Source organism: Acutalibacter sp. JLR.KK004, from assembly GCF_036941085.1.
Taxonomy (GTDB): domain Bacteria; phylum Bacillota; class Clostridia; order Oscillospirales; family Acutalibacteraceae; genus Acutalibacter.
The window spans coordinates 37,832-64,051 of the sequence record NZ_JAYMNQ010000002.1 but is presented as its reverse complement, the minus strand read 5'-3'; the positions used below and the strand labels follow the sequence as shown (position 1 = coordinate 64,051).

The following is a 26,220-nucleotide window of genomic DNA, read 5'->3' as shown; positions in this document are numbered from 1 at the left end:
CATATGCCTGAAACCGTAACCAAGAATATCAACAAGGTCATCTACAACGGCGAGGTACTTATTGACCTGACCGCCGATACAGTGACCGCGGACAACCTGCTGAAGGATGTCACGGCCCACGACAAGTCCGGCTCGGCTATTGTCGGCGCCTGTCCCTTTGACGTGGATTCTTCCGAGGCTACTGCCGCAGTCGGCGAACTGCTGGAAGGCAAGACCGCCTACGCCAGAGGGGCAAAGATTACCGGCGCCATGAAGGACAATGCCGCTGTCGCTGGGGTGATTGCCACCAAGGAGCAGGAGTACACCGTTCCACAGGGCTACCACGACGGTTCGGGTAAGGTGTCCATCGACGCCAACGAGCAGGCCAAGCTGGTTCCCGGCAACATCCGAGAGGGCGTGACTGTCCTGGGTGTTGAGGGTACTATGTCCGGCAGCGAGGACTCCAAACCCCAGGCCAAGAGCGTAATACCCTCCGCAGAGGAGCAAATAGTTCTCCCCGACGAGGAATACAACTGCCTGTCCCAGGTGACAGTGGCGGCGATTCCTTATGTGGAAGCGGAAAACGCGGCCGGAGGCACCACCGTGACCATTGGGTGAAGGAGTGAGCCAGATGGCTGTAAATAAAGTTATAGCGAACGGCAAAGTCCTTATCGACCTGACTGGCGACACGGTAACCGCCGGTTCGCTGAAAAAGGGCGTGACAGCCCATGACAAGACCGGTGAGATTATCACTGGAACGCTTGACCAAAGCGAAGAAATTGACGACATTGACCTGGTACTGACCTATGGGTTCTCTGAGGGAACAAGAATGTTTGCAGATGACGGTACTGCCGTAGCGCGGGACTCTGCCGGCAGGACGCTGACTCGGACGTTCTCCGAAGATGGAAAGACTTGTACATCCGTACTCACCGATACGGATGGAGTAGAGCTGGGCAGGCTGGTGAAGACCTACGGAGAGGGTTTCTCCCAAGTCACCATCACAGACCGGCACGGCAATGTCAAGGTCAAAAAGATTTCGTACAGCGGTTCGCAGGTGGATGTGACCGTTGAGTAGGTAGAAGAAGACCCCGGCTGTCTTTGCGATGGCCGGGGCTTTCTCTTTTATATTTAGAGACGTTCATATAGGGGGCGTTAGGTAACATAATAGTATGAGACTATAAAATAGGTAAGGGCGATGTACTATGTATAAAACACTTGAAGAAATTCCCTCAAAGGATAGGTACATTTTTGAGAAATTGGTGACGAATGGCATTATTTCAGCTGATGATCAGGGGCGTATAAATATCGGTGAAGAAATGTATCGTATGATACTAATTCTGGCACGTTTAGGATTATTGCCAGAGGTCTAGCGTTGGTTAGGTATTGAAAAAAATCCCGATCTATGCTATTATAATATAAAAAGTGTGCTAAGAGGTGTTTGAAGTGCCAAATGAAGTGCCAAATAAAGAGATAAAAGAAGTAGCATTTGGTGCTGCGTTTAGCCCTAGGTTTCAGCTTTTGGATTTGTGGGGTGAAATTGCAGATAGAATTCTTTATGATAACAAATATTTTTCCACTGATATGTTTCCGAAAATATCATCAAACTATACAATTGAAAGGAGATTATATAATCCTCAAAACAACAATTGCTTTGTGCTAACTTCAAATAATTTGGTGTATGTACAGCCTATCGAAAAGGATTTTATTGGAGAATTCAACAAATTTAAAAAGCGAGTTAGTGAGTACATTGTGCCAGAAATACTTTCGAAACACTCCCTTGTAATTAGGCGTTTGGGGGTTGTATACACTTGTGCGTGGAGTGACGCGGAAATACAGAAATTTGCAGGAAAGTTTTTTCTTCCAACTATTAGCAATATCTCTGATTTTCGTTTCTCTCAAAAAATGGGTACAGTGAAAGGAACCCTTTTTTCGGAAAACTCTGACTTTATAAATAAAATATATACAGTTGGAAATGTTTCGGAAGAAATAAAGGGCGTAATGTATGATTACCAGCAGCATTACCATCCTTTAAGGTCTGATGTAAGAAGCGAAATTGGCAAAGTGCTATCCAAGTCTTATGACAGTTTCCAAGAAGATGTGACAACATGATTTGAGGAGATTGACATGGGAAAAAGGAAAAACAGAGGGAAATTAAAAAAGAACTGGGAAGAAGTTGCCGACTACAAAAGATTCATAGCCAATTCAAGCATTTCGCCCGAAAGCACGGTACCAGTGAAAAACGAAATGTTGATGAGTTCTAAGGAATTTGTTGATGATGAAGATAGCCGTAGTAAAGACTTACCAATAAAGTCGAAACCACTTAGATATAAATTCTTTGACTGGATAAAAGAAAATGTTTTTCCAGTCATTATTACAACCATAGTTGTATCGGTATCCGGTGTGGCCATAAAACATATGGTTGATTTGGCAGTCTTAAGTCAAAGAGTAGAGGCTTTAGAGAAACAAGTAGACTCTTTTGTGGATGATTATGTAACGCAAGAGATACTATCTCTTCAGCTTGATAAATTAGCGGCTAGTATTAATTCAGACCTTACAGTTTCGACAAGCGACATAAAAATGAAATTAGCTGAAATTGAAGCCGAAATTGAAATCCTAAAAAATGATGTTGAAAAGAAACATCAATTAGGAATTGAGTAGGGAAACGTTGAGAATATGCTAAACAGGAGCGGCGGTTATCCGCTGCTCTTTTTCTTTATACTCTAAATTTAACTATGGAAGTGATACTTCATGAATAGCGAGAATTCAACAGTCTTCAAGGTAGAAGACATAGCTAAAATGCTGTCCATAAGCCGCAACACAGCCTACGAACTTGTCCGCTCCGGCAAAATCCGCAGCGTGAAGATAGGCAGAACCTATAGAATCCCGTACTCAGCAGTAGAAGACTACTTGAATGCCTCGGTCGAAGATGGTATAATATAGTCAGTATCTGCTGTACGGCATTTCTGAAAGGAGGCAATCATGCCGAGCAGCAAAAAGACCGCCAATGGAGGCGGTAGTATCCGTAAGAAGACCGTTATGAAGAACGGCAAAGCGTATACATATTGGGAAGCCCGCGTTACCGTCAGTGCGGACCCAATGACCGGAAAGCAGAGGCAGCGCTCCATAACGGGTAAGACCCAGCAAGAGGTCGCTCAAAAACTGAGGCAGCTTACTGCTGAAATAGACAACGGGACTTATCGCGAACCCTCTAAGATGACCGTAGGGGAGTGGTTGGATACTTGGCAGGAACAGTATCTCAACGATCTAAAGCCTCTTACCAAAGAGATGTACGCGACCGCTGTCCGTATCCATCTGAAACCCGCCTTTGGGATGAAGAAATTAGACACCTTGTTACCGATTGATATTCAACAGTTTTACAACTCCCTGATGCAAGGTGAAAAGCCTCTGTCGGCCAAGACAATAAAGAACATCCATGGAATTTTCCATAGGGCTTTACAACAGGCCCTTGACTTAGGTTATCTTCGCAATAACCCCGCGAACCCATGCAGGCTCCCGAGAGTCGAGAAACCGATCATTCACACGCTTGACGATGTGAGCACCAAGAAATTTCTAAAAGCGATACAAGGCCATCGCTTTGAAAACCTCTTCCTTGTAACGCTATTCACCGGTTTGAGAGAAGGCGAAGTGCTTGGCCTCAAATGGGACTGTGTAGACTTTACCAATGGTTCTCTTTTGGTCGGGAGACAACTTCAGCGCAAGCGGGATGGCTCCAGCCAATATTATCTCATTTCTCCTAAGAGCGGAAAGTTCCGTAAGGTGGTTCTGGCTCCTTTCGTGTTGGATATTCTTCACAGGCAAAGAGCCGAACAGGAGATATGGAAACGCATCGCTGGTAAAAGCTGGATGGATACAGGACTGGTATTCACGGATGAACTGGGTGACAATCTCACGCCTGAAACAGTCTATAAGAACTTCAAGAAGATTGCCATTGAGATTGGATGCGAATCCCTGCATTTCCACAGTCTCAGACATTCCTACGCTGTGGCCGCGCTTCAAAGTGGTGACGACATAAAGACTGTCCAGGAGAATCTTGGGCACTACACGGCAGCCTTTACTTTGGATGTGTATGGACATGTTACCGACAAGATGAGGCAGGACAGCGCCGACCGTATGCAGAAATATATTGATATTCTACATGACGAGTAAAAGCTGGTAAGGGAAAATTAAGGGAAAACTTCGTGCCGGGGAAAAGAAAAAATCCCGAAAAACGGCGGTGTTAAGCCATTTTTCAGGACCCGTAAGTGGCAGGGGCAGAAGGATTCGAACCCTCGGCACGCGGTTTTGGAGACCGCTGCTCTACCAGCTGAGCTATACCCCTATCTTGATTACACTTTCATTTTACCACTTTTCAACCTTGCTGTCAATTGTTTTTTTGTGGCGAAGAATCGCCGGCGGAGACCGAAGAAAGCGATAGCGTTGATTATAAAAAAAGACCTCCTTTGATATAATGGAAGCGGGTAACGCCAACCGCACAAAAATCAAAGGAGGTCAGTCCAAATGGACGAGCAAAGTTTATCACATACAAAATGGAAATGTCAATACCACATTGTGATCGTACCAAAGTATCGCAGGAAAGTAGTATATGGGAAACTGCGGGCAGATATAGGGAAAATCCTGAGGAAGCTATGTGAATACAAGCATGTGGAAATCATAGAAGCCCATGCAATGCTCGATCATATCCACATGCTGCTTTCTATACCGCCAAAGTTGAGCGTGGGAGAATTTATGGGATATCTGAAAGGGAAGAGTACCCTGATGATATTTGAGAGACATGCGAACTTGAAATACAAATATGGGCGTAGAGTATTCTGGGCCAAAGGATATTATGTAAGCACCGTAGGAGGAAACAAAAAAGCCATTCAGAAGTATATCCAGGATCAGGAAAGAGAAGACCAGATCATGGATCAGATGAGCTTTAAAGAGTACGAAGATCCCTTTAAAGATTTAGAAGAAGTGTAAAAAAGAAACGCCAAACCCAAAGTGCGGTTGGCGTTTCTCATTCTGCGCCTTTAGGCGCTGCTGGCATCATGCCCTTTTAGGGCTTATCATTCATACCACGTCCTTTGGGCGTGGTATTGATTTACAGACAGTGTGGGAAGCAGAAAAAACGGCAGAAAACGGATTGTATAGGAAGAGCCGTTTCAGGCTGGCAAGTGAATATTCCACACATAGGTGAAACTTCCGAAATTTGGGGCAGGGCTAAGTTTGCGGAGGGAATTGCAGGATTGTTTTAGACACTTTCCGGAAAGGGAAAGGGAGAGGGAGGGTATGAAGCAGTATTTCATGGAGTACGAGAGCGACAGGAAGGTGTGCGGCGGGTATTCCTACGTCTGGGGCTTTGCCAGCAGCATTAAAACTGCGAAAGGGTATATCGCCAGGTGCAGAAAGCGGGAGGCGGAGCACAATCCCCGGAATTTCCGTATCCATATAGTTAACACAGTTTATAAAGAAGTATACTTCTTTTAAACCAGGCGGCAGCGCCGCCCAGCTTTAAAATCGGTATTTGCCGATTTCAAAGCGCGTTTACTATAGACACCCGGGCAGACTGCCTGGAGGGAGAGCATGTCCCCTGCGTGTACCGTGAAGAGTGGCTGGAGAACTACCCGCAGCGGATATTGGGCTGGGCAACGCCGCAAATGCTTTTCGAGCGGTACATAACATAGCCCCCGAATAATTGAACACAAAGGGAGCGAAGCTGGAAGCGAAAAACGCCCGGTTTGGTTTCCTGCTGCCTTTTTGCACAAAAGCGGGGGTTCCGAACACGCCGGAACCCCCACTTTTCATAAGTCGGGAAAATTTTTTGAACTTTTTTGTAATTTACTTTTGACCTTTGGCGATATCATAGACGCTGCGCGCCCGCAGGCCGAAAGGCTCGCCACGGAGGATTTTCACCCGGCGCTCCCCGGGGTTCATGTCAAAGTAGTTGTCGGAAAGGAGCAAGTCCTCCGCCCCATTTTGGATCTCCACGCCTCTGGCATAGGCCCCCGCCGTCACCACGATTTCGTCCCCCTCCAGCCGCAGCCCCAGGCGGGGGTCTGCAAACTGGAAAAATTTAGGCAGGGAGAAAATGACGGTGCCGCTGGAAAGCTCCCGGCCCAGCTCGTAGAGATGGTAGCTGACATAGTCCTGGAAAATGTCCGCCTCCGGCAAGTGGGTTTTGGGCAGGGTTATGCTTTGCAGGGGGTTCACCGACAGGCAGATGGTTTCCTCCCGCTTCACCCGGCCCAGCCTGTCCCGCAAGGCCCATTTCGCCACAAACTGCCGGGGCTTTAAGGTATCGTTTGTTACGGCAAGGCGGATGCTCTTTTCCATGTCATAGGGTTCTGCGTTGATGTTGGGGTTCTGGGTGAGCATGCCCTCCTCCTGGCAGGAGAGGAGCACAGGGGCAAAGAACCGTTTGGCAAAGTAATGCAGGGCCTTCCAGCGCCCGGTGCAGTCGATAGACGACCAGGAGGCCCCGGGCCAGCAGTCGTTAAGCTGCCAGTAAATAGTGCCCATGCACAGGCCCCGCTGGCGGCGCATGTGTTCCACCCCATAGCGCACAGCCTCGGCCTGGAGAAGCTGGGAGGCATAGAGGGCTGTTTCAAAGCTGGCGGGGTATAAATACATCTGCTGGAGGTAGGCCATGGTCAGGGCGCTGCCATGGGCGCAGCGCTGGTGCTTTTCCATCACATAGGAAAAGAGGTTCCTGTCCTCCGGCAGGGTGAAGGTTTCCACTGTTTTCAGGCAGGGGAAGGACTCGAAACCAAACTCGGAGAGATACCGGCAGGCGCCCTTGCGGTAGTCCGCAAAGGGCCGCATGCCATGCCAGATGCTCCAGTCGTGTACATCCCCCCGGCCGCGCCCGTTGGGATCGTCAAAGCCCCCGCCGCTGGAGGGGCTGGCGGGCCAGTAGAAGGCGTCGGGATCCTGTTCCTGTACCACTTTGGGGATGATGTATTCGTACATGCGGATGTAGTCTGCCTTCTGCCGGAAGGAAGCCCCCCATTCCCCCTCGTCCACAAACATTTCCATCTCGTTGTTGCCGCACCACAGGGCCAGGGAGGGATGGTGGCGCAGGCGCTTAACATTGTACGCGATTTCCGCCTGGATGTTCCGGGAAAACGCCGGGGTCAGCTCATAGGTGGCGCAGGCGAACATGCAGTCCTGCCACACTAAGAGGCCCAGCTCGTCGCAGACGTCATAAAACCAGTCGTCAGGGTAATAGCCCCCGCCCCACACCCGGATGGTGTTGAAATTGGCGGCGCAGCAGTCCTCCAGCAGCCGGCGGGTGCGCTCCGGGGTAACCCGGCCCAGGAGGTTGTCCTCTGGGATATAGTCCGCGCCCATGGCGAAAACCTGCACCCCGTTTATCTCGTGGGCAAAGCTTTCCCCGAATGCATCCTTTTCGATGTGCATTGTGGCTGTGCGCAGGCCGATTTTCCGCTCCCACATGTCCAGCACCCGGTCTCCCTGGGACAGGGCCTTCACTTTGACGGTGTAAAGGGGCTGCCCGCCGTAGCCCCTTGGCCACCATAGCTGGGGATTTTCTACAGTTAAGGCCATGGGGACAGTGGAAAAGGCTTTGGCGTTCCCGTCCGGATCTACCAGCTCTGCTGTAAAGCGTACACCCTTTGCGGTGGAGGAGGCGCTTAACCCCAGGGAAAGCTCCACCTTGCCGTCCGCGTGCTTCTGCCGCACCCGAACCTCCCGGATATACGCGCCCTCGTCCCCCAGCAGGGTAACAGGCCGGAAAATGCCCGCGTCGGGCAGGCGGGGGCCCCAGTCCCAGCCGAACATGCAGTGGGCCTTGCGCAGGGCGGGAAAGCCCTTCATGGCGTCGCTTGTGCCCTCCGCCTTCTGGGGGTTATAGTGTTCCCGGATGAACCGGGTGGGGGAGGAGAGCTTTACCCGCAGAACGTTTTCCCCTTCCCGCAGCAGGCGGCCGGCTTCAAATTCCCAAACCCGGTGCATGTTGTCTGTCTGCCCTAAGGGCACGCCGTTAAGGCTTACCTCCCCCAGGGTGTCGATGCCCTCAAACCGCAGGTAGACGTTCTGGCACTGGAGCATTCCCTCCGCCGGGACAAAGGCGGTTTCAAAGAGGAAATCGTCCTCCATCACCTGCAGGGCCTTCAGCTCGTTGTCCCGCCAGAAGGGATCTTCCATGGACCCGGCTTCCAGCAGCGCGCCATATACCGTGCCCGGCACCTTTGCCGGGTATTTCCTTTTTTTCCCCAGGATTTCCAGCGTCCATCCTTCATGCAAGCTCTGGCTTATCATATCCGCTCCCCCTTTTTTATGATGCGTCCCGGCTGTAGGGCTTCACGCAGGCCTGGCTGAGATAGGTGGAATATAAAATTAAGTCTCCCACCTGCTGCCCTGTGGCCTGCTCCATGGCATAGGCATACAGGCGTATCTGTACCTGGTACCGCTGCCAAAGCTCCTCAACCGTTTCCACCCGGTCTGTTTTAAAGTCAATAATATGTATGCGTCCGCCTTCCAGAAAGGTGCAGTCCACAGCGCCCTGGAGCACCACCTGCTCCTCCAGGCCCCCGTCCTCCAGGCCCTCCCGAACCATATGGGCGGGGAGGGTGACAGTGAAGCGCCTTTCTTTTAAAACCTCGGCTGAGGCCAGCACGCGCCTGCCCAGGCTTCCCTGGAAAAAGGCCCGCACCCGGTGAACGTCCACCGCTTCCCCCTGTTCCGGGGTAAGCCATGCCTTTTCCACCAGCCTTATAAGCTCCTTTTCCGGGTTTTCGGCGGCAGCGTGAAAGTCTGCAAACTGCATGAACTCATGAAGGGCAATGCCCCTTTCCGCCGGGGTCATGCCCTTTTCCCCCAGCCAGGCAGGGCGGGACAGGCTGATTTCCCCGGCCCCGCCCTGCTCTGCCGCCAGCTTGGAGGCAGACACCTTGGCGGGGATCTCCAGCCGCCCGGCATAGGGATACTGGAAGGCGGCCCGCTCCCGCAGACGCGCCGCCAGCATAAGGTCTGGAGGCGGGATATCTTCCACTTCCCCAGCTTCCGGCAGGGGAGGGGGGGCATATGGGATGGCCTGGATGCGCCAGGGGGTGAAAGATTCCCGGCACAGGGGCAGGTCTTCCGCCCCGGCTGTTTTCCGCAGTTCCCCGCCGTCCGGATGGCGCAGGGCGCAGAGGATAAGCCACTCCAGTGCGTTTTTTGCCTTGCGCACCAGATAAGGGCTTACCCCCGCGCCAGCGGCCCGCATGGCAAGCTTTCCCACCATTTCTTCCATTTTTTCCCCGGAGCCTGCAAGGATAAGCTTTTCCTTGGCCCGGGTCATGGCTACATACAGCACCCGCAGTTCCTCCGCCGCGGAGGAGCGGGCAGATTCCAGGGCAATGGCCTCCCGGGCGGTGGTGGTATACCGGGCGGAGCGGGCCGCGTCCTTCAGCTTCACCCCCAGGCCCAAAACAGGGTGGAGCAGCACGTCCTCCCGCTGTTCTGTTACAAAGCTGCGCCCGCAGCCCGCCACAATGCACACCGGGAATTCCAGGCCCTTTGCCCGGTGTACGCTCATAATCTGCACTGCGGGGCCGTCCTCCTGCTGGGGCTGGGCGGCCTGCAAATCCGCGCCGCCCTCCCGCAGCCTGTCTAAAAAACGGACAAAGCCGGAAAGCCCGTGGTACCCGGAGCCTTCATATTCCTTGGCGTACTGCTGCAAAAGCCGCAGGTTTTCCAGGCGGGAGCGGCCCTCCTCTATGGCCAGCACCATGTCGGGATATCCTGTGCGGCTGTAGAGCAAAGTGAGGAAGGCGTCGGCAGGCATGGTGGCGCAAAGGCTCCGCAGTTCCCCCACCTCTTCCAGAACCCGGCGGCACAGGGCGTTTTCCTTTGCCCCCCGCAAAAGGGAAATGTACAGGGAGGATTTCCTGTCCCCCTCCCGCAGGCGGGCTAAATCATCGGGGGTGAAGCCGTATAAAGGGCTCATCAGCACAGCCAGCAGGGGGATATCCTGGTTGGGGTTGTCGATAACCCGCAAAAGGGACAGCACAGCCTGCACCTCCTTGGCGGCAAAAAAACCGCCGGAGGACGCCGCCCGGGCCGGCACCCCCAGGGCCGCAAGCTCCCGGGCATAGCGGTGGGCGTATTTATTGGCGCTGCGCAGCAGGATGCAGAAGTCCCCCCAGCAGGCGGGGCGCTCCCCTTCCTTGGCGGTGATGGGAAAGCCCGCCTCCACCATCTCCCGGATTCGCTTCCCAATGGCGGCGGCTTCCGCCGTTTCCGCCGGCACGCCCTGGCGGTCTATCAGCAAAACCTCTGTTTCACACCCTGCCTTGTCCTCATAGGGGGCGGCGCACACCAGCCGCTCCTCCCCGGTGTAGTCGATGTCGCCCGCCTCCCGGCTCATAAGCTGGGAGAACACAAAGTTTACCGACTCCGTCACCTCCCGGCGGGAGCGGAAGTTCCTGTCCAGCACAATGGAGGCGGGATAGCTGTCCTGTTCCCTGTCGTACAGGGGAAAGCTCTTTCTGCGCCGGAGGAAGATTTCCGGCATGGCCCGGCGGAAGCCGTAAATGCTCTGCTTTACATCCCCCACCATAAAGAGGTTCTTTTCATCCTGGGACACAGCCCGGAACAGGGAATCCTGCACCTCGTTAATGTCCTGGTATTCGTCTATCATGATTTCCCCGAAGCGCGCCGACACCTCTTTAGCCACAGGGGTGGGGGAGCCGTCGGGCCTGCAGAAAAGCTCTATCGCCAAATGCTCCAGGTCGCTGTAATCGAGGAAATCCCGCTCCCGCTTTTTTTCCCTGTACCGCCGGGAAAAGTCCAGGGTGAGGGCTTGCAGGCTCTTTAAAAGGGGGGCGGCCTCCTGCAGCTCCCGGCAGTTTTCCCCTCTCGTGCCGCACAGGCACTTTTCTAAAGGTTCCAGGGCCTTTGCCACTTCCTTGCGGCAGGCGTCCAGCCGGCAGAAAAGGGGATCTTCTTTATAGCCCCGCAGGGGCTTCCGGCGGCTGGGGGCAAAGGCCTGCCGCCGGGCCAGGGCTTCGTCCCAGTCCCCGGCAGCGCAGGCCTCCATAAGGGCTGAAAGCTGCCGCCTGTCCTCTGTGAACACCGGGCCGAAGTTTTCCTCCAGCTTCACGTCCTGGGCTGCGGCTTCCTGCCCGGCTTCCAGCAGGCCGCAGCAATAGGCGGCAGTCTCTTTGGCATAGGACAAAACCGCCCCTTCCCACAGCGCCCCGTCCCCCTGCTCGTAAAGGGCCACCTTTTCCTCCAGCCACCTTTCCGGAAAGGGATGGGACTGCATAAAGCGGTACAGGGTGCGCACCATGGCGGCAAGCCGCCTGTCGTCCCGCTCCCCGGTAAAGGCGTCTGCCAGCTCCGCCACCTCCCCGGACTCAAAGGCCGCCTGGAGGGCTTCTTCCAGGGCCTCCCCGCAAAGCTCTTCCTCCCGCTTGTCGGAAAGGATGGTAAACTCCGGGGAGATGTCCAGCACGTGGAAAAATTCCCGCACCATCTCCGCGCAGAAGCTGTCCACTGTGCCGATGTGGGCCTGGGGCAGAAGCAGGCTTTGGCGGCGCAGCACCTGGTTTTCCGGGTTCTCCCGGATAAGCCCCCACAGGCGCTGCTCCAGCCTGGCCCGCATTTCCTGGGCCGCGGCCTTTGTAAAGGTGACAATCAGCAGCCGGTCGGCGGGAACCGGGTTTTCCCTGTCTGTCAGCCGCTCAATGGCCCGCTGTACCAGCACGGCCGTCTTGCCGCTGCCCGCCGCCGCCGCCACCAGCACTGTGCCCCGCCGGGCGGAGATAGCGTCCTGCTGGGCACGGGTCCAGGCTGTTTCAGCCATCCCACTCCCCTCCTTCCTGTAAAGCTTCCCTCATACGGGCCAATGCCTCCTCCTGGGAGGCGTCGTCCTCCTGCACGTCGTTTTCTGAAAACTCGCTGCCGCACACAGCCCCATAGGGGCACAGCCGGCAGGCGTTGTGCCGGTTTAAATTGGGGCGGGCTTCCGCCGCGCCCCGCAGCAGTTCCCGGCCCATGGCGGCAATCAGCTTCTTGGAATAGGCAAGCACCAAGGCCATCTGCTCTTTTGTCAGGGGCGGGGAGGGGCTTTTGCGCAGGCTGCCGTCCTTGTTCAAAGCGGCGGGGATAAATTTCCCCTTGGCCCCTGCCTCCATGGCCTCGATAATCTCCGTATCCGCCAGCACCACCCCGTTCATGCGCAGCAGCTTGTCCGCCCGCTCCTGAACGGCGGCGTCCTCCTCCCCACGCCCGGCGGAAACGGAAGGCTCTGCCGCCGGCATGTAGAGAATGCCTGCCGGGGCCTGCCCGCCCTGCTCTACCAAAGCGGCAAGATACACCAGCATCTGCATGTTCAGCCCGTAAAGCACGTCTGCCATCTTGAAGATTTTCCGCCCTGTCTTATAGTCAATCACCCGCACGTAATCCTGCCCGCTGGGGCTGTGGTACACGTCCACCCGGTCGATAGTGCCCCCCACGGTGACAGTGCGGCCGTTTCCCAACTCCACCTGCAGAGGGGGATAGCCGCCGCTTCCCAGGCCCAGCTCGAAATGTTCCGGGGCAAAGCGGCTTTGGGAAAGCTCCTTTTCCACATGGCGTATCAGTTTGCAGGCAGACTGGGCCATGCGCCCCAGCCGGTATTTCTGCCTGCCGCTTAAAAGCTCCATGCCTCCCAGGCTGTCCCGGGCATAGTCCCCGATGTGCCTCTGCACAATCTGCTCCAGCTCCTGCTGCGTCCAGGCTTCCCGCTGTTCCTTGGGGCACTGGAACACCTGCTCGAACAGATAATGCATCAGGGTGCCGTACTGCATCACGTCCACCTCGGCGGGGCGGCGCTCCCGGGCGTTTATGCCGTAGCGGCAGAAATATTTAAAGGCACAGCTATGGAAGGTTTCAATCTGGGTGGGGGAGACAAAGGGCTTTTCCCCATATATTTTTTGGGCCAGTTCCGGGCTTTCCATGCCCGCAGCCCCCTGGCCCGCCGCCCGCTCCAGGGCGGCAATGCGGCCCTCATAATAGGCGTCTCCTGCAAAAAGCAGGCGCAGGGCCTGGGCCTGGGGGCTTTTGTCCTGGAGACGGGGGGCCATGTAGGAGAAAGCCGCCTCCAGGGAATTGGCAAAATATTCCTCCGGCAGGTTTTCCAAGGGGGCAAGGGCTGGGAACAGCGCCCGCACCTCCGCCACCAGCTCGCTTGGCTCCCTGTCCTCCCCGCCTATGGAGGCAGGCCAGCTTATATACAGCGCCTCGGAAGGGGCGCAGGCAACGGAATAGGCCAGATACCGCTCCTCTATGGCTTTCTGCTCCAGGGGATCCCCCAAAGGCAGGTTAAGCTCTAAAAGCGCCCGGCGTTCCGCGTCGGAAAACACCCCGGAGGAATGGGGGGCAAGGGGAAATTCCCCCTGCGCCACGCCGATGAGGAAGGCCGCCTTGGGGGAGGACTGGCGCACCTGCTCTGCTGTGCCGAACAGCACCTGGTCCACGGTCTGTGGGATTTCCGACACGTCCTCCGCCGCCAGCACCTCCCGCAAAAGCTGGAAATACCGTTCCCGGGAAACTTTCCTGTCCCCTAAAATGCTGTGCATCTGATCCAGAAGCTCCATCAAAAGCTCCCACACCCGCACCTGCCGCGCCGCAAGGCCCTCCTCGCCCGCCCTTTCCAGCTCCCGGCAGTAGGCTGGCAGGGTTTCTTCCAGGCCGTATGCTGTCAGCAGGGTGTAAACCGCCTGGGAGATTTCCTCCCCTGTGGCGTCCCGGGTGGCGGCGGCGAACTGTTGCAGCGGGGTGATAAGCCGCTGCCGCAAGCCGTTTACATAGGCTAAAAATTCCCTGTCCGCTTCTGTAAATTCCCGCCCAAAGCCCTGGGGGTGCCGGACAAATTCCTGCCGCCAGCCGGAACCAGTTACCTTCCACAGGAAGGCATAATTTTCCAAATCGGAAATTTCCTCCGCCGTAAAGCCGGACACCCCGGTTTTCAGAAGCTCCAAAAGGCTGTCTGTGGCAAGCCCCGACTGCACGCACCGGAAGGCCCCCAGGGCAAAGCGGGTTACAGGCTCCGCGTCCACCCGCATGGGCTGGGACATGAAACAGGGAATGTCCCGTTTTTTCAGGGCCACGTCCAGGCTGCCGTAATACCGGGAAGGATCCCGGCAGATGATGGAGATGTCCCGGTACCGCCAGTGCCGCTCCTCCACCAGCCGCCGGATAGTGGCCGCCACAAATTCCGACTCCTGGTACACGTCCTTGGCCTGAAACAGGGCAACTCCCTGGCTGTCCTCCGCAGAAAGCCCCTCCCCGCCGGAGAAAAGCCCAGCCTCCAGCAGCTTCAGGCTTTCATTATGAAAGCGCGGCGCGCCTGTCAGCACCACAGGAGGCAGCATCCCCACCCCCTGCTCCTCTGCCAGGCGGCGCAGGCGGGCGTGGGTGCGGTCTACCAGGGCGAAAAGCCCGGCGTCATCCCCAAGGCCGTCGGTACACAAGGAGACGGTAACGGTTTCGGCCCGCCGGAGGATTTGCCCCAGCACCTTCATTTCCTGGACGGTGAAGCCTTCAAAGGAATCTACCGCCACAGTGCAGCCTGCAAAAAAGCGGCTTTCCTCCAGGGCCTGGGCCAGCCTTGTCAGGTCGTCCCGGGCGTCCAGGTAGGAAGCCGCCACCAAAGCTTCATAGGTTTCAAAAATCAGCCCCAGCTCCCGCACCTTCTGCCCCAGGCCCCGGCCCTTCAGCCGCCCTGCCGTTTCCAAAAGCTGCAAAGGCTCTATCCCGCACATTTTCATCTCGTTTACCGCGGTGAGCATCATGTCTGTTGTCCGCCCGCTTTGGGCAGCGCTGCGGTATACCTCCAGGCTGTCCTGGCAGGCCGCGATGGCGCAGGACATCAGGATGCGCCTGCCCCCATCGCTGAGCCTGCGCCCTGCCGCCCCGCCTTCCCGGCGGAAAACGGTTTCCGCAAGCCGGGTGAAGCTGTAGATGCCGATGGCATTGGCCTGCCTGGCCCCTGCCAGGCGCAGCATGGCCTTTTCCGTTTCAAAGGAATACTGCTCGGGCACCAGCATGATGCACCTGCTGTCTCCTGACAGGGCCTTGTCTGCCAGCATCCTGCGCATATATTCTGTTTTTCCGCTTCCCGCGCGGCCCAGCACAAATTGCAGCATAAAACGCTATGGGAACCAAAAATCCGCACAAAAGGGAAAAAGCCCCCTGCGCAGATTGGCGCCGCTCCTTTCCGTTGGGTTTAAGGCAGGCCCTAAGCCGCTGGGGGCGGGCCGCCTTTTTTGGCGTGGATCTCATCCGGGAGATCCAGATGGTTTTCCTCATCGGTGGAATGGAGCAGGGTGAAGAACACCTGGGAATACCGGAAAGCGGCGTACAGCATCATCAGGGCTGTAAGCGTCAGGAGCACAAAGGACACTGTGTAAAAGGCCTGGGGCGTGGCGGCCAGGTGCAGGCCGTCCATCACCACAATGACGGACACAGACACATAAAACATCACCGTGGCCACCTTGCCATACCACTTGGCCCCGCCGGGGCGGCGGCGCTTTTTCAAAAGTACCAAGGCACAGCAGAGCATCAGCAGCTCTTTGGCGATAAACAGCCCTAACAGAGGGCCTATCATGGGGAACCTGATGGCAAGGCACAGGGCCACAACCCCCTGGGTCAGCTTGTCGGCAAAGGGATCCAGAATTTTTCCCAGCTCCGTTATCTGGTTGCATTTGCGGGCAATCAGCCCGTCAAACATGTCGGTAAGGCCCGAAAGCACCAGCAGCGCCGCCGCCCAGGTTAAGCTTCCCCGCAAAAAGCACCAGGCGAAAAAGGGCACAAGCAAAATGCGCATGCAGGACAGCGCATTGGGGATGGTCAGATTTTGGTTTCTCGGCTTCTTTTCTCGGGACATTCCCTTCTTTTCCCTTCTTTTATAATTCCTTTTTCAAATAGTGTGGCGCAGGCGGGGGCGTCCTAAACAGCCCCTATGCCGTAAACATATGGCCCAGGGGGTTTATGTTCACAAAAATGCCCGCCACAATGGAGTCTTCCAGCGCCTGGTGTATCTGGGACTGGGTGGAGGCGTCCAGCATGGGCACAAAAACCTGGGCCGCGGCCAGCATAACCCACACCAGCACCAGGGCCAGCAGAAAGCCGCACACGCCGCCTAAAATGCTGTCAAGCTGCCCTAAGACAGGCAGGCGCAGGACATGGGAAAGCACTTCCGCCAGTATCCGCACCACGACCATTAAAAGGGCAAAGATGACAATAACCGCCAGCACCTTTAAAAAGCCCACAAAGGTGGGGGCCAGCAGATCGGCAATGCGCTCTGCCGCCGCGCCGCTTCCGCTTACAATGCTGCCGCTGATGGAAGAGGCGGTGACCCCGGCATCCTGCAGGGCGCGAACGATAAAGTCCGGCAGGGAGGCCAGCAGGTTATCCACAGAGGAAAGGGCGTCGCTGGTGCCCAGCATGTTTAAGGACTCCTGCACCCGCTCTACCAAAGCCCCCCGGAACATGGAATCAAAAAGCCACTGGGCCGCCATGCCCCCTAAAACAGCGGACAGGCAGGCGGCAATAATGGATCCCAGGAAATGGATGGCGGATCGGATAAACCCACGGAATACCCCCATCGCCACAAACAAAACAAAAACGCCAAAAAGCACCAAGTCCAGCACGTAATTCACTGGCAGCAACCTCCCTTTTCAAACAGCCATCTTAAATATAGCACAATTCTCCTTTTTTCACAACCCCCACCCGCCTTACAGATATCTTACGGGGGGCTTACAAATACGAAAGCCCGCCCCTATAGCAGATATACAGCCAGGGGAAGGAAAACATGACAGGGAAAAGCCGGGCTTATTCCGCCCGCAGGGCGCGCACCTCGCTGACCCCCAGCACATAGGCGGCGCTTTCGCTGGAAAGGGCCAGGGCCTTGGCGTCCCCGCCGGCGTCGGCCCGGCCCAGCTCTTTGCCTGTGGAATAGTCGAAGAACACCGCTTCGCCGCCTGCAAGCACCCCGACCGTCCCCCCGTATACGGAGACAGACTCTATGCGCTTTTGCACCTCCATGCGCACAGGCTCCTCCCCGCTGGAACCATAGGCCAGCAGGGTGCTTGCGCCAGCATGTTCGTAAGCGGAAATGGACAGGAAGGCCTGCCCCGCGCCCAGCCGGAAAGCGGTAAGCTGCCGGCCCTGGTAGTTGTCCTCTGAGAAGCTGTAGTCGGAAGAGCTGGCCCGCAGGAGGGCTGCGTCCCCCACAGCATAGATAGAGCCGTTCTCCCCCCAATAGGCAGCCAGCAGCAGGTTTTCCCGGGTTTCATATTCGGCAATGGGGGCTTCGTTTGTAAAGTCGAACACCAGCACCTTGGAAATCAGGATGCCCTTGTCGCTGCGCACAGTGCATACCACCCCATAAGCCCCGTCGAAGTTCAGGGCAATGGCGGTGATGTAGTCCCAGGCCAGGGAATACTGGTACTGGAGGGTGCCGTCCTTCTGGTATACTTTCAGCTCCGAGGCCCCATTGGTTCCCTGCACCCCCAGGGCAAACCGCCCGTTCTGGGCGATGGCTCCTGTAAGGATGTCCCGTTCCTCCACGCTGTTTACCACCACGTCTGTGCCGGAAAGGGCTGTATAGCCGGTGCTGCCGCTGTTATAAAGGAGATACCGATCCCCGGCGCTCTGAAGCACAGGATGGTTCAGGCTGTGGCGCAGGGAAATTTCCTCCCGCCCGGTAGGATTGAGGATGCTGAACACGGTGTCGCTGAGCACCACCGCGTTGCCTCCCTGGGCCAGGAAATTGGCTTCCAGCACCTCGGAACCGGTAATCTGCACTGGAAAGCCGTCGCCGATTTCCGCCCCGGTAATCTGCAGCTTCAGCCAGGAACCAATGCTCTCCGGATTCAGGCTTGTGCGGTTCATCCACAATGCCAGTCCAATTACCAGCACCAGCAGGATGATTGCCGCCCGGTAAACCGCTTTGGGTACGGCGGCGGGCTGTTTTCTTTTCCCTTCGTCGTATGTAATAGACGCGCCGCCCTCCGGTTCCTCTTCAGGCCCGGTCTCCTGGGGCGGGTTCTGGTAATCCCGGAGCTGGATAATCTGCGGCTCTTCCTTTTTACTGTGTTTTCCCATACGCCTGCTCTGTGGCCCAGCCGGGGCCGCTCCTTTCTTCAAATGAAACTACTGCCAATATGCGGGGAACTTTTTTCAGGAAAAAGTTCCCCGCATCCTCTAAAAACCTTCCCGCTGTGCAGAAAGCCTGCTGCCGGGCAAATCGTAGAAAACCCGGTTAAGGTACAGCCCACAGGCAGGGGCTGTTGGCCCGGCGGCCCGGCGGTCTTTGGCCCCGATAACGGCGGGAATGTCCTGGGGGGAAAGCTTCCCCTGTTGCACCCGGAGAAGGGTGCCTGTCATGATGCGCACCATGTTATAGAGGAAGCCGTCGGCGGATACGGTAAACACCACCATGTCCCCTCGGCGCTCTACCCGGGCCGCTGTGACGGTACGGGTGAAATCCCCTATCTCCCGACTGTCCAAAGTGCAGAAGGAGGAAAAATCGTGGGGGCCAGTGTAATGGGCGGCGGCCTCGTTCAAAAGGTTTTCGTCTATAGGATACCAGTAGTGCAGCGCCCGGTTATGGAGGAAGGGATCCCGCACCGGATGGTTCCAGATTTCATAACAGTATTCCTTGCCCAAACAGGAATACCGGGCGTGAAAGCCCTCCGGCACCTCCCGGCAGGATTTCACCGCAATGTCCGGGGGGAGATAGCGGTTTAAAGCGGCAGGCAGGCGCTCTGGCGGGATGCGGCTCTCTGTTTGAAGGCTTACGGCAAATTCCCGGGCATGCACCCCTGTGTCTGTGCGGGAGCAGGCCTTGATGTCCTCCCCGCCTTCGGTCACCCTTGCGAGGGCAGACTGGAAAACCTCCTGCACAGTCAGGGCATTTTCCTGTATCTGCCAGCCATGGTAATGGGCGCCGTCGTAGCTTAAAGTGATAAGCAGGTTACGCATGGGACACTCCTTAATCAAATGCCAGCGCCCTGGGGGGCGGCGGCACGTCCTTTTTATCATTGATCGCCAGCCCGGCGGCGGACACGATGTATTGGGGAAAATCCATAGATGGGCCTCCTTTCAGGGCAAAGCGTATTGTTGTCAGAACGGCGCCCCAAAGGCGGGAGGATTTATACTTTCTTCCGCGTCAAAAAGGCTCCTACGATGCCCCCCGCAAGAATGACGGGCGCTGCCCGCACAAACACCCACTCAAAGGCGTGGAAGGCTGTCCCGGCAATGGCGAGTTCCGGATCGGCATAGTCCCAGCCTAAATAGGGGCTGTGTAAGACGGTTAAGGCCGCAAAAATAACTGCGATGGCCGCGCACAGGGAAATAGACAGCCAGTGGAGTATTTTCCTTTTCAACGCTTCCCTTCGGGCAAGCTGCAGGTTTATGACCTCCAGCTTTTCGGCAATGGCCTTTATGCTGTCTGCCTCCGGCTCTGTAACCGCTTCCCCCAGCAGGGTGCTCACAGGCGTTTCAAAGGCCTCCGACAGGGCAACCAGCATATCCGCGTCCGGCACAGACAGCCCCTGCTCCCATTTGGAGATGGTCTGGCGCACCACATGCAGCTTGATGGCAAGCTCTTCCTGGGAAAGGCCCTTTGATTTTCTCAGTGCTTTCAGGTTTTCGTTTAACATAGGGATAACATCCTTTCTGTAAGTTTGTTACCACTATTGTATACAGGACAGCCCGTTGCTACAAGCAACGCAAATTAACATGCGGGATTCCCGGCAGGCAGGGACCTGTAAAAAAATCCTTAAGCCGCCGGAGGCAGCCTTCACCGCACAATGGCAGGCGGGAACACCATATTCAGCGTGATAAACGCCGCCAGGGCCAAAAGGGCCGAGCCGATAATGCAATAGTCGTGGGAAGAAAAGCGCAGCACCTTCATTTTGGTGCGGCCCTCGCCGCCATGGTAGCAGCGGCTTTCCATAGCGGTGGCTAAATCATAGGCCCGGCGGAAGGCGGAGACAAACAGGGGGATGAGCACCGGAATCAGAGCCTTCACCCGCTGCACCAAGCCCCCGCTCTCCATGTCCGCGCCCCTTGCCTTTTGGGCGCTCATAATCTTGTCGGTTTCCTCCATGAGAAGGGGCACAAAGCGCAGGGCAATGGTCATCATCATGGCAAAATCGTGGACAGGCACGTGCAGCTTGGAAAGGGGCCGCAGCAGCCGCTCGATAGCGTCTGTAAGCTGGGTGGGGGAGGTGGTGAAGGTGAGCACAGAGCTTGCCAGAATCAGCACGATAATGCGGATGGAGACAAACAGGCAGTTCAAAAGGCCGTTTTTGGTGATTTTCAGGATGCCCCACTGGAAAAGGGGATCGCCTGTGCCGTAAAAAATATTGAGCACAGCGGTGAACGCCACCAGGAACAAAATGGGCTTTAAGGCTCTGAGATACATTTTCAGGGGGATTTTCGACAGGGCCATGGCCAGGGCAATGTACAGCACTGCCCATCCCAGGGAAAAAAAGTTTCCGGCGGCAAAAATCAGCACAATGGAAAAAATGGTGAGACAGATTTTAAGCCGCGGGTCTGCCTTATGCATCAGGCTTTTCGCGGGGAAAAACTGGCCCAGGGTAATGTCTGACAGCATGGGCTAGGACTCCTTTCCGGGATTCAACTGCTTGAAATAGGGGATAAGCTGTTTTAAGGCGTGGTCAACCGTCAGGGTGCTGGGGTCAACCGGGCATCCCAGCCTTTCCAGCGCCTGGACGATTTTTGTAATCTGGGGCACCCGCAGGCCCATTTCCTCCAGCCGCCCGCTTTGGGCAAACACCTCTTGGGTGGGGGCAAGATACGCGCACCGGCTGCTGTTCATCACCAGCAGGCGGTCTGCTGTGCGGCCAATGTCCTCCATGCTGTGGGAGACTAAAAGCACCGTGTTTCCCCGCTTCTTGTGATACTGGGTAATCTGTGTCAGCAGTACGTCCCGGCCCCGGGGGTCAAGGCCCGCCGTAGGCTCGTCCAACACCAGCACCTCCGGATCCATGGCAATAACCCCCGCAATGGCTGCCCGGCGCTTTTCGCCTCCGGAAAGCTCAAAGGGGGATTTCTCTAAAAGCTCCGCCTTAAGGCCTGTAAAGGCAGCGGCTTCCTCTGCCCGGGCCTGGGCCTGGGCATCAGAAAGCCCCATGTTTTTCGGCCCGAACATGATGTCTTTTAAAACCGTCTCTTCAAAAAGCTGGTATTCCGGATACTGGAACACCATGCCCACTTTAAAGCGCACGTCCCGGATTTTCTTTGGCTCGGCCCAGATGTCCTTTCCCTCCAGCAGCACCTGGCCCGAGGTGGGGCGTATCAAGCCGTTGAGCATCTGGATGAGGGTGGACTTGCCGCTGCCTGTGTGGCCTATCACCCCTAAGAACTCGCCCCTTTCGATTTGGATGGATACATCCTCCACCGCTGTTTTCTCAAAGGGCGTGCCAATGCCGTATTTGTAGGTTAGGTTCCTGGTTTCCAGTACTGTCATGTTTGTGAACACGTTCCTTTCCGGTTTATACCAGCTTTTTCATGCGGATGCGGCCGCCCTCGTCCTTGTCATCCGTAAAGCCTGACCGCTTATAAAGCCTGCGGGCGCGCAGGTTCGATTTTTCCACGTGGAGAACCATTTGGGGGATGCCCCTGTCCCTGGCGTATTGCTCTGCTGCTTTCAAAAGGGCCATGCCAATTCCCCGGCCCCGGCAGGGCGTGCTGACGCTGAAATCGTCCAGATAGATATAATCCGCCGGCTCGTGGTGCTCTTCAATGGAGAGGAAAGCCTCTACCCTGCCCTCAGCTTCCGCCACGCATATCCAGTCTCCGGCACCTGCGAAAAAGCGGTCTATATCGCCTTCCCTGTATCCCTCCACATCTTTCCTGTTGTAAATGGCCTGGAGCATTTCCATGAACAGCGCCTCTACCCTGGCTTTATCAGACGGCACAGCTTTTCTCACCGTATATTCCAAAACTTTTCCACCTCAGTTTTTCAGCATTAGCCCAACAGGTTTTGGAACATCCCCACGCACTCCTCCACAGAAAGGGGGATGTCCGGCAGCGCCACCCCTGCGGCCCGCAGCCTGTAGCATAATTCTGTGGCCTGGGGCACGTCCAGGTCGTGGCGCTTCAGGCGCTCCACCTGTTTGAAAACGTGCTGGGGCGTGCCGTCCATCAGCACCTGCCCCTTGTCCATCACCACCACCCGGCCCGCCTGCACAGCCTCGTCCATATAGTGGGTGATGAGCACAATTGTGATGCCCTTTTCCCGGTTCAGCCGGGTGATAGTCTCCATCACCTCCTGGCGGCCCCGGGGATCCAGCATGGCGGTAGGCTCGTCCAGCACAATGCACTTTGTCTCCATGGCAATGACCCCGGCAATAGCCACCCGCTGCTTCTGCCCGCCGGAAAGCTTATGGGGGGCGTGCTCCCGGTAGTGGTACATGTCCACGGCCTTTAGGGCCTCGTCCACCCGCCGCCGGATTTCCTCCGGGGGCACCCCCAGGTTTTCCGGGCCGAAGGCCACATCCTCCTCCACAATGCCAGCCACTAGCTGGTTGTCAGGGTTTTGCAGCACCAGCCCCACCTGCCGCCGCACTGGAAGCTGGTTTTCCTCCAGCCCAGCGTCCAGCCCGTCTATGAGCACCTGTCCGCGGGAGGGGGCCAGCATCCCGTTTAAAAGCTTTGCCATGGTGGATTTGCCGCAGCCATTGTGCCCTAAAAGCGCCACAAACTCCCCCTGCCCAATGTCCAGGTTAATGCCATGGAGCACTTCTTTTTCCGCCCCGGCCTCCATGGCATAGGAAAAACGCACGTCTTTTATCTCAATAAAAGCCATCTGCTGTCCCCTTTCTTTCATTTTCTACCGTTTTCCCGCCGAAAAGGCGGCGGCCTCCTCTATCCATCCCAGCAGCTCCCCGTCGATTTCAGAAGCCGCGCCTATTACCACATGATGCGTCCACCTGCCAGGATAAGGCTCCACAGCCGCGGCTATCCGAGGGGAATCCACCCTGCGGGAAAGGCCGAAGGTCGCCACCAGATACGGTTGGGGCAGTTCTTTTGCTTTTTTCACCCGCAGAAGGGAGGCGCAGGCAAACACCCGCCTGTTGGAAAAGGTAATCTGGGTTTTCCGCACCTTCCGCCCTGCCCCGGGCACCCACTGGGAAACCGCCTGCTCCAGGGCCTCGTAAAGAGGCAGCGCCTGTGGCTTTTTCTCAAAGAAACGCAGAATATCCCCGTCTATGCCCATCATCTTTTCTCCCGCAGCGCCTTCCACCACAGGTACAGCCCCGCGCCCAGGAAATAGGCGAACATCACCAGGTAAAAGGGCATAAACTGCACATAGGTTCCTGCGTAGGCAGCCTTACTCAGCGCCCTGTAGAAAAGCGCCGCCGATATCGCCGCCCCTAAAAAGTACACCATCCGGGGCACAGGCTTCTGCTCTCCGCCCCGGGTCAGATCCCGCACAAAGAGGATGACGAAGGCTGTCAGCCCTATGACGCCCAGGGAAAAATACAGGGCGGCGCCTGTCCCTGTCTGTACGCACTCGTAAATCATGCTCAGCACCCAGCCCAGGGCCAGCGCCGCATATATCCATCTTGCCATAAATCTGCTCCTTTTTGGCTGCTGCCTGAGTTTTTGGGGCTTCCCAAATTTTTGTCCTGCAAAGGTTTCGCAGTCTGCGGGCCGCGACCAAAGGGCCTTGCCCTTTGGAATCCCACAAACCCTTTTAAAAAAGGGTTTGACCCTAAAACCAAATTTTTCCACATAATCGGCAGTGCCCCGGACACGCGGCCGCCTCTGTAAGCGCGGAATCTCATTCCGCGGCGGAAAATCTTCTCCCGCCAGCAGGCGGAACGCCTGCGCCCCGCGTCTTGGATGCAACGTCACGTTGCCAGATGGCGGTGCTGCCGCAGGGCAGGACAAGGCCGGTGCTGGTTACCCGCAGGCCGATTTCGTCTGCGGAGACAGCCCCGCCGGCTTTCGGGCAGAGCAGCACCCCCAGCAAATATTCCATTACAGCCGGGGAAAGGCCGGTGGTGTAGGAATTTAAAATGAAAAACAGGGGCTTTTCCGACAAAATAGGCAGGCACATGGAGATAAGCCCGTAAAGCTGTTCCTCCAGCTTCCACACCTCGCCTCCAGGCCCCCGTCCGTAGGAGGGGGGATCCATAATAATGCCGTCGTAGGTGTTGCCCCGGCGCTGTTCCCGCTGGACAAACTTCACGCAGTCATCAACGAGCCAGCGCACCGGCTTATCCGTAAGGCCGCTTGCCTGGGCATTCTCTTTGGCCCACTGCACCATGCCCTTGGAGGCGTCCACATGGGTGACGGCGGCTCCCGCCTGCAGGCAGGCCAGGGTGGCGGCTCCTGTGTAGCCGAACAGGTTTAAAACCTTTACGGGCCGCCCGGCGCTTTGGATTTTCTCTTTGGCAAACCGCCAGTTTACCGCCTGCTCCGGGAAAAGCCCGGTGTGCTTAAAGCCCATGGGCTTTAAGCGGAAGGTCAGCCCCTCCCAGCCGATTTGCCATACCTCGGGCATCTTTTTGTAGGTTTCCCAGTGCCCCCCGCCTTTGTTAGAACGCACATACCGGGCATGGGCCTTTCCCCACAGGGGGCCGTTTTTGTCCCCCTCCCAGATAATCTGGGGATCGGGCCGGATGAGGAGGATATCCCCCCAGCGCTCCAGCCGCTCCCCGCCTGCTGTGTCTAAAAGTTCATAGTCGTGCCACTGTGCGGTACGCATTAGGAAAGTTCCCTCTCAATCACGTCCGCCACTTCCCTTGCAATCTGCTGGATCTGCCCCTCGTCGCGGCCCTCTACCATTACCCGCAGCAAAGGCTCTGTGCCGGAAGGCCGCACGATAACCCGGCCTTCCTTGCCTAAAGCGGCGGCGGCCTTGTCGATGGCGGCTTTTACGGTATGGTCTGTGTAGAAGGCAAGCTTCCCTTCCGGGGTGACCTTGATGTTAATCATGGTCTGGGGATAGCGCTGCATGAGGGTGGCAAGGCTTGAAAGCTTCGCTTCCCGGCGGCGCAGAAGGCTTAAAAGCTGGCAGGCGGTAAGCTGCCCGTCGCCGGTGGTGGCGAAATCCCGGAAAATCACATGCCCGCTCTGTTCGCCGCCGAAATTGTAGCCGTCTAAGCGCATCTGCTCCAGCACATAGCGGTCGCCCACCTTTGTGGCCTCAAAGCGCATGCCGTTTTCCTCGCAGAACCGCTGGAAGCCCAGGTTTGTCATAATGGTGCCCACCACAGCGCTGCCGGAGAGCTTCCCCCGGCTCTTCATATCCAGGGCGCAGATAGCCATGATAAAGTCGCCGTCAATGAAATTGCCCTTTTCGTCCACCATCAGGCAGCGGTCGGCGTCGCCGTCAAAGGCCACCCCCGCGTCTACCTCATGGGTTTTCACATATTCAATGAGACCCTCCATGTGGGTGGAGCCGCAGTTTAAGTTCACGTTGATGCCGTCGGGGGCATCGTTCATCATGGTGACCTCTGCCCCCAGCTCGGTAAACAGGGCCTGGGCTGTGGCGCTGGCCGAGCCATTTGCGCTGTCGATGGCGATTTTCAGCCCGTCTAAAGAGAAATGCACGGTGTTTTTCACATGGTCGATATAATCCCGCACAGCGCTGTCCGCATGGGCAACTGTGCCGATGCCGTCCTCCTGGGGGAACTCGTGGGAGATGTCGGACTTGCCTAAAATAATGTCCTCAATGCGCTCCTCCAGGTCGTCGGGCAGCTTGTAGCCGTCCCCGGAGAAGATTTTAATGCCGTTATACTCAAAGGAGTTGTGGGAGGCGGAAATCATAATCCCCGCGTCTGCCTTATACTTTTCTACCAGATAGGCCACAGCCGGGGTGGGCACCACGCCCAAAGTGATAACGCTGGCCCCGATGCTGCAAAGCCCCGCTGCCATGGCGTTTTCCAGCATGTCGGAGGAGAGGCGGGTGTCCTTGCCGATAAGCACCCTTGGGTGGCGGTTGGATTTGTTGGTCAGCACCCGGGCCGCCGCCCGGCCTAACTGGGTGGCAAGCTCGCAGGTCAGGTCTTTGTTGGCAATGCCCCTGATTCCGTCAGTTCCAAAAAGTCGTCCCATAATAACACCTCGTTTATATTTTTCTTGTTTATAAGATATGCAGCTTTCCTGCCCTTCTGCCAGAAAGGTAAAGTTCTTTACCGGCTTTCTCCGAAAGAAAGCCGCAGGGTGTGGGGCAGCGCCCCACGACCTTGCAACGCCCCACGG

25 protein-coding genes and 1 tRNA gene are annotated in these 26,220 nt (G+C 56.5%); 9 read left to right on the top strand and 17 right to left on the bottom strand.

Translation table 11 applies throughout. The features are described 5' to 3' along the window. Positions 1–3: 3 nt before the first annotated feature. The 7 genes from VSQ30_RS14630 to VSQ30_RS14600 all read left to right on the top strand — a co-directional run bounded on the left by VSQ30_RS14630 (position 4) and on the right by VSQ30_RS14600 (position 4,146). A complete protein-coding gene (locus tag VSQ30_RS14630) occupies positions 4–597 on the top strand; it encodes a hypothetical protein (protein WP_334464977.1) in 594 nt (197 codons plus the stop codon). Positions 598–610: 13 nt separating this feature from the next. Next, positions 611–1,054 (top strand): hypothetical protein, encoded by a 444-nt coding sequence (locus tag VSQ30_RS14625; RefSeq protein WP_334464976.1) that lies wholly within the window; start codon positions 611–613, stop codon positions 1,052–1,054. Between the two features lie 127 nt (positions 1,055–1,181). Beyond that, the gene (locus VSQ30_RS14620; RefSeq protein ID WP_334464974.1) at positions 1,182–1,349 is read left to right on the top strand and encodes a hypothetical protein; all 168 of its coding nucleotides are present in this window, start codon (positions 1,182–1,184) and stop codon (positions 1,347–1,349) included. Between the two features lie 73 nt (positions 1,350–1,422). Then, complete coding sequence (locus VSQ30_RS14615; RefSeq protein ID WP_334464973.1) at positions 1,423–2,088, top strand: hypothetical protein; 666 nt, start codon at positions 1,423–1,425, stop codon at positions 2,086–2,088. Positions 2,089–2,103: 15 nt separating this feature from the next. After that, entirely contained in the window at positions 2,104–2,637 is a 534-nt protein-coding gene (locus VSQ30_RS14610) for a hypothetical protein (RefSeq protein ID WP_334464972.1), read from the top strand. Between the two features lie 90 nt (positions 2,638–2,727). Next, entirely contained in the window at positions 2,728–2,919 is a 192-nt protein-coding gene (locus tag VSQ30_RS14605; protein WP_334464970.1) for a helix-turn-helix domain-containing protein, read from the top strand. 39 nt (positions 2,920–2,958) lie between these two features. Next, positions 2,959–4,146, top strand: a complete 1,188-nt coding sequence (locus tag VSQ30_RS14600; protein WP_334464969.1) for a tyrosine-type recombinase/integrase — start codon at positions 2,959–2,961, stop codon at positions 4,144–4,146. Positions 4,147–4,242: 96 nt separating this feature from the next. Here the strand turns inward: VSQ30_RS14600 and VSQ30_RS14595 are convergent. Further along, positions 4,243–4,318 (bottom strand) — tRNA-Trp (locus VSQ30_RS14595). A 179-nt stretch (positions 4,319–4,497) separates the two neighbouring features. Here VSQ30_RS14595 and tnpA point away from each other — a divergent pair. Beyond that, complete coding sequence (gene tnpA / locus VSQ30_RS14590; RefSeq protein WP_334462478.1) at positions 4,498–4,959, top strand: IS200/IS605 family transposase; 462 nt, start codon at positions 4,498–4,500, stop codon at positions 4,957–4,959. A gap of 309 nt (positions 4,960–5,268) precedes the next feature. Next, positions 5,269–5,466: a hypothetical protein gene (locus tag VSQ30_RS14585; protein ID WP_334464968.1), complete on the top strand. Its 198-nt coding sequence runs from the start codon at positions 5,269–5,271 to the stop codon at positions 5,464–5,466. A 351-nt stretch (positions 5,467–5,817) separates the two neighbouring features. On the opposite strand, the gene VSQ30_RS14580 is transcribed toward VSQ30_RS14585, so the two are convergent. The 16 genes from VSQ30_RS14580 to glmM form a co-directional block, all read right to left on the bottom strand. After that, entirely contained in the window at positions 5,818–8,259 is a 2,442-nt protein-coding gene (locus VSQ30_RS14580) for a beta-mannosidase (protein ID WP_334464966.1), read from the bottom strand. A gap of 16 nt (positions 8,260–8,275) precedes the next feature. After that, positions 8,276–11,791, bottom strand: coding sequence for a helicase-exonuclease AddAB subunit AddA (addA, locus tag VSQ30_RS14575; RefSeq protein ID WP_334464964.1), 3,516 nt, complete (start codon positions 11,789–11,791; stop codon positions 8,276–8,278). Further along, positions 11,784–15,116 (bottom strand): PD-(D/E)XK nuclease family protein, encoded by a 3,333-nt coding sequence (locus tag VSQ30_RS14570; RefSeq protein ID WP_334464962.1) that lies wholly within the window; start codon positions 15,114–15,116, stop codon positions 11,784–11,786. The genes addA and VSQ30_RS14570 overlap by 8 nt, the downstream gene beginning before the upstream one ends. Positions 15,117–15,208: 92 nt before the next feature. Continuing rightward, the gene (locus VSQ30_RS14565; protein WP_334464961.1) at positions 15,209–15,856 is read right to left on the bottom strand and encodes a CDP-alcohol phosphatidyltransferase family protein; all 648 of its coding nucleotides are present in this window, start codon (positions 15,854–15,856) and stop codon (positions 15,209–15,211) included. Positions 15,857–15,929: 73 nt separating this feature from the next. Beyond that, positions 15,930–16,631: a CvpA family protein gene (locus tag VSQ30_RS14560; RefSeq protein WP_160641821.1), complete on the bottom strand. Its 702-nt coding sequence runs from the start codon at positions 16,629–16,631 to the stop codon at positions 15,930–15,932. Positions 16,632–16,803: 172 nt separating this feature from the next. Next, a complete protein-coding gene (locus VSQ30_RS14555; protein ID WP_334464959.1) occupies positions 16,804–18,078 on the bottom strand; it encodes a DUF5711 family protein in 1,275 nt (424 codons plus the stop codon). 99 nt (positions 18,079–18,177) lie between these two features. After that, positions 18,178–18,957, bottom strand: coding sequence for a tRNA pseudouridine(38-40) synthase TruA (truA, locus tag VSQ30_RS14550; protein WP_334464957.1), 780 nt, complete (start codon positions 18,955–18,957; stop codon positions 18,178–18,180). A gap of 170 nt (positions 18,958–19,127) precedes the next feature. Then, positions 19,128–19,637 (bottom strand): helix-turn-helix domain-containing protein, encoded by a 510-nt coding sequence (locus VSQ30_RS14545; RefSeq protein WP_334464955.1) that lies wholly within the window; start codon positions 19,635–19,637, stop codon positions 19,128–19,130. Positions 19,638–19,777: 140 nt separating this feature from the next. Beyond that, positions 19,778–20,596, bottom strand: a complete 819-nt coding sequence (locus tag VSQ30_RS14540) for an energy-coupling factor transporter transmembrane component T family protein (protein WP_160641826.1) — start codon at positions 20,594–20,596, stop codon at positions 19,778–19,780. A 3-nt stretch (positions 20,597–20,599) separates the two neighbouring features. After that, positions 20,600–21,472 carry an energy-coupling factor transporter ATPase gene (locus VSQ30_RS14535; protein ID WP_334464953.1) on the bottom strand — a complete coding sequence of 291 codons (873 nt, stop codon included), beginning with the start codon at positions 21,470–21,472 and terminating at the stop codon, positions 20,600–20,602. A gap of 25 nt (positions 21,473–21,497) precedes the next feature. Then, positions 21,498–21,947 carry a GNAT family N-acetyltransferase gene (locus VSQ30_RS14530; protein ID WP_334464952.1) on the bottom strand — a complete coding sequence of 150 codons (450 nt, stop codon included), beginning with the start codon at positions 21,945–21,947 and terminating at the stop codon, positions 21,498–21,500. 26 nt (positions 21,948–21,973) lie between these two features. Then, positions 21,974–22,834 (bottom strand): energy-coupling factor transporter ATPase, encoded by an 861-nt coding sequence (locus tag VSQ30_RS14525; protein ID WP_334464950.1) that lies wholly within the window; start codon positions 22,832–22,834, stop codon positions 21,974–21,976. Between the two features lie 3 nt (positions 22,835–22,837). Next, a complete protein-coding gene (locus VSQ30_RS14520; protein WP_334464949.1) occupies positions 22,838–23,254 on the bottom strand; it encodes a DUF5655 domain-containing protein in 417 nt (138 codons plus the stop codon). Then, positions 23,224–23,580: a hypothetical protein gene (locus VSQ30_RS14515; RefSeq protein ID WP_334464948.1), complete on the bottom strand. Its 357-nt coding sequence runs from the start codon at positions 23,578–23,580 to the stop codon at positions 23,224–23,226. Before VSQ30_RS14515 ends, VSQ30_RS14520 begins: the two co-directional genes overlap by 31 nt. 211 nt (positions 23,581–23,791) lie before the next feature. Next, positions 23,792–24,721: a class I SAM-dependent methyltransferase gene (locus tag VSQ30_RS14510; protein WP_334464947.1), complete on the bottom strand. Its 930-nt coding sequence runs from the start codon at positions 24,719–24,721 to the stop codon at positions 23,792–23,794. Continuing rightward, a complete protein-coding gene (gene glmM / locus VSQ30_RS14505) occupies positions 24,721–26,073 on the bottom strand; it encodes a phosphoglucosamine mutase (protein WP_334464946.1) in 1,353 nt (450 codons plus the stop codon). The genes VSQ30_RS14510 and glmM overlap by 1 nt, the downstream gene beginning before the upstream one ends. Between the last annotated feature and the right edge of the window lie 147 nt (positions 26,074–26,220).